This window comes from Mycobacterium colombiense (assembly GCF_003284935.1).
Lineage (GTDB): Bacteria > Actinomycetota > Actinomycetes > Mycobacteriales > Mycobacteriaceae > Mycobacterium > Mycobacterium arosiense_A.
In genome coordinates this window covers 1-2900 of the sequence record NZ_QMEV01000141.1, presented here as the reverse complement: position 1 = coordinate 2900, position 2900 = coordinate 1, and the positions used below count along the sequence as shown (strand labels likewise).

The window sequence follows — 2900 nt, the reverse complement described above, 5'->3', positions numbered from 1 at the left end:
GGCACCGGGCCGTCGGGCGACCCGCGATCGGGATGCCCGGCGTGGGCGGCAGGCCGGCGGGGTTGGGCGGCGACGTCATCACGTCGACTGGAGCCGGGAAGCCCGGCCCTCCGAACGGGCCTGTCGTCGCGCCCGCACAGGGCAACGGGTTCCACGGCCGCGGCAGACCCTCGTCGCCGACGGTGACGTTGCCGCCCGGATTGGCCGGCGTGTACGAGCACGGCGATCCCGGCGGGACGGCCGGGCCCGGGTGATCGGGCGTGCCCTCGAGCACCGGCGGTGCCGGCGGCGGCGCACCGTTGGGGAACCGGGTGCCGTTGGGGTCGGGGAACCGGTAGGCCGGCAGGCCCGCGCTGCGCCAGAAGTTCTCCGGATCGATGCCGCGCTTCTTGAAGGCTGCGTCCACCCACGGCTGCGAAATCTGGTACAGCGCCAGGTTGTGCAGAACCACCTTGAAGAACGGCCCCGAGGCGATGGTCTCGTTGAGTGACGGCAGGAACTTGCCGACCTCGGTCAATCCGTTGGCCAGGTCGTCTTTGCGCTGCACCAGGATGTCGCTGACGGTGCGCAGCTGCTCGAGCACGTGGTTCAGGTTCGGGTTGTCGTTGATCAGGCCCTTCACCTGTTCGGAGAATGCCGCGACGTTGCCCAGCAGGGCGTTGATGGCCTGGCCGCGTTCGTTGAAGGCGGCCAGCAGCGTCTTGGCGTTGACCAGCGCCCGGTCGATCTGGTCGCTGCGATCACCGAGGATGCCGGCGACCTGGTTGGCCTGGGCGAGCAGGTGCTTGACCTCTTCGTCGCGCTTGCCGATGGTGTCGGAGAACTTGGCCACCCCTTCGAGCGCCGGGCTCAGGTGCGGGTAGGTCTGGTCGATGGTCTGCGACAGGACGTGCAGCGATTGCTTGACGGTGTCGATGTCCCAGCCCTGGGCGGCCTTGGTGACGTCGAAGAAGGCGTCGTAGATCTGGTAGGGCGTGGTGCTCTGGCCGATCGGCAGCGTCGCGCCGGGCCGCAGCGGCTGGCTGCCGCGGGCCTCGAGATCGAGGACCTTCTTGCCGAGGATGGTGTCGGTCTTGACCGCGATCCGGCTCTCGGTGCCGAACGTCGCGGTGCCGGCGTTGAACTGGACCACGATGTGATCGCCGTCGATCTTGATCCCCTCCACCTTGCCGACGTCCACGCCGGCGATGCGCACCTTGTCGCCCTTGCTCAGGCCGCCGGTGTCGCTGAACTGCCCGTAGTAATGCGGTTTGGCCATCAACATCGGCACGCTGGTGAAGCTTTGGCCGACGCCGATCACGAGCACCGTCACGACGATGCCCATCAGGCCGATGCGGACGCGGTTCGGGGGTTCGAGTGTTCTCATTGCGGCGTGCACCTACCCGTGGGCTGCTGGAACAGCCGGACCGTGCGGACCGGGCCGCCGGCCTGCAAACCGTTGATCTTCAGGGTGATGTCACAGGCGTAGAAGTTCACGAAGTCCCCGTAGGACCCGATGGCGCGCCCGATCATGTTCAACGCGGTCGGCACCTTCTTGAGATAGTCCTGCAGTTGGTCCTGCTGGTCGATCAGCGGCTGCTGGACGGCGTCCAGGTAGTTGATCGTCTTGTGCAGCAACCCGCGGTCCTCGGCCAGCAGGTCGGCGAGCGTGCCCGCGGCGTTGCTGATGTGTGCGGTCCCCCCGGCCAGTTGGTCGCCGTGATCCTTCAGACCGGTGATCAACACCTCCAGGTTGTTGATGGTCTGGTCGAACTGCTGCCGGTGGCGCACGGTCGTGTCCAGCACCGTGTTCAGGTTTTTGATGACCTCGCCGATCGCCTGGTCGCGCTCACCGAGCTGGCTGGTCAGTTGCGCGGTCTGGTCGAGGATGTCGTTGATGGTGCCACCCTGACCCTGGAAGACGGTCACCAGTGCGGTCGCGATGCCGTTGACCTTCTGCGGGTCCAGCGCCCGGAACAACGGCTTGAACCCACCGATCAGGGCGTCGAGGTCGAGCGCCGGCTGGGTGCGCGCGAGCGGGATGAACCCGCCGGGCGGCAGCACCTTGTCGGCGCCTTCGCCCTGACCGCGCTTGAGCTCCAGGTAGCGGTTACCGATCAGGTCGAGGTAACGGATCTGGGCGGTCGTCGACTGGTACAGCGGGATCGAGCGGTCGACGTTGAATTTCACCCGTGCCCGCTTGCCGCCGTCGACCAGCTCCACCGTGTCGACCTTGCCGACCTCGACCCCGGAGGCGCGAACGAACTGGCCCGCGCGCAGGCCGCTGACGTTGCTGAACTCCGCGGAGTACTTGCTGGTGCGGTCGAAGCGCATCTGACCGAACACCACGATGATCATCACAGTGAAGATCAGCAGCACCACCGAGAAGATGCTGAGCTTGACAAGAGTTCCGGTGATTTTCATGGGTTGATCGTGTTATCCCCTACCTGGCGGCCCCAGACGTACTCGATCGCATACGGCGACCCGGTGTCCAGGTGGTTGTACGGCGCGATGCTGTTGCCGGAGTCCATCACCAGTTCCGGCGCGGGCCACAGGTCGTGGGTGAGCGGTTGCCAGCAACCCGGCGCACCGCCGGGCCCGCCGCGCGCGTTGACCCGTGGCAGGTTCTCCGGCCAGACGTAGGGGTTCGGCGCGCCACCGACCAGGCCGGCCGCGGCGCCCAGCCCCAGCGTGAGCGCGGCGACCGCGACCAGCGACAGGGGGTTGGCGATCAGCCCCAATCCGGACAGCGCCTGGGTGTGGCTGTTGAGCGAGTAGCCGTTGCCGCCCAGGAACGCGGCGGCCTTGGGTTCGATGTCGTGGTAGTTGCGCACGGCGCAGAACAGCTCGGGGCTGTAGGTGTCCAGCAGCTGGGCGGTGGGCACCAGGTCAGCGGCGCCGCGCGCCAGATACGGCCCGCC

The 2900-nt window shown here is 67.4% G+C and carries 3 protein-coding genes; all 3 read right to left on the bottom strand.

The window, feature by feature from the left end:
• The coding region (locus DQP57_RS26410) for a virulence factor Mce family protein (protein WP_112635858.1) at window positions 1–1366 on the bottom strand (1366 nt) is incomplete at its 3' end.
• The gene (locus tag DQP57_RS26405; protein WP_112635856.1) at window positions 1363–2403 is read right to left on the bottom strand and encodes a virulence factor Mce family protein; all 1041 of its coding nucleotides are present in this window, start codon (window positions 2401–2403) and stop codon (window positions 1363–1365) included. The genes DQP57_RS26405 and DQP57_RS26410, both read right to left, overlap by 4 nt.
• A partial coding sequence (locus DQP57_RS26400; protein WP_205869248.1) for an MCE family protein occupies window positions 2400–2900 on the bottom strand: 501 nt, incomplete at its 5' end. The genes DQP57_RS26405 and DQP57_RS26400, both read right to left, overlap by 4 nt.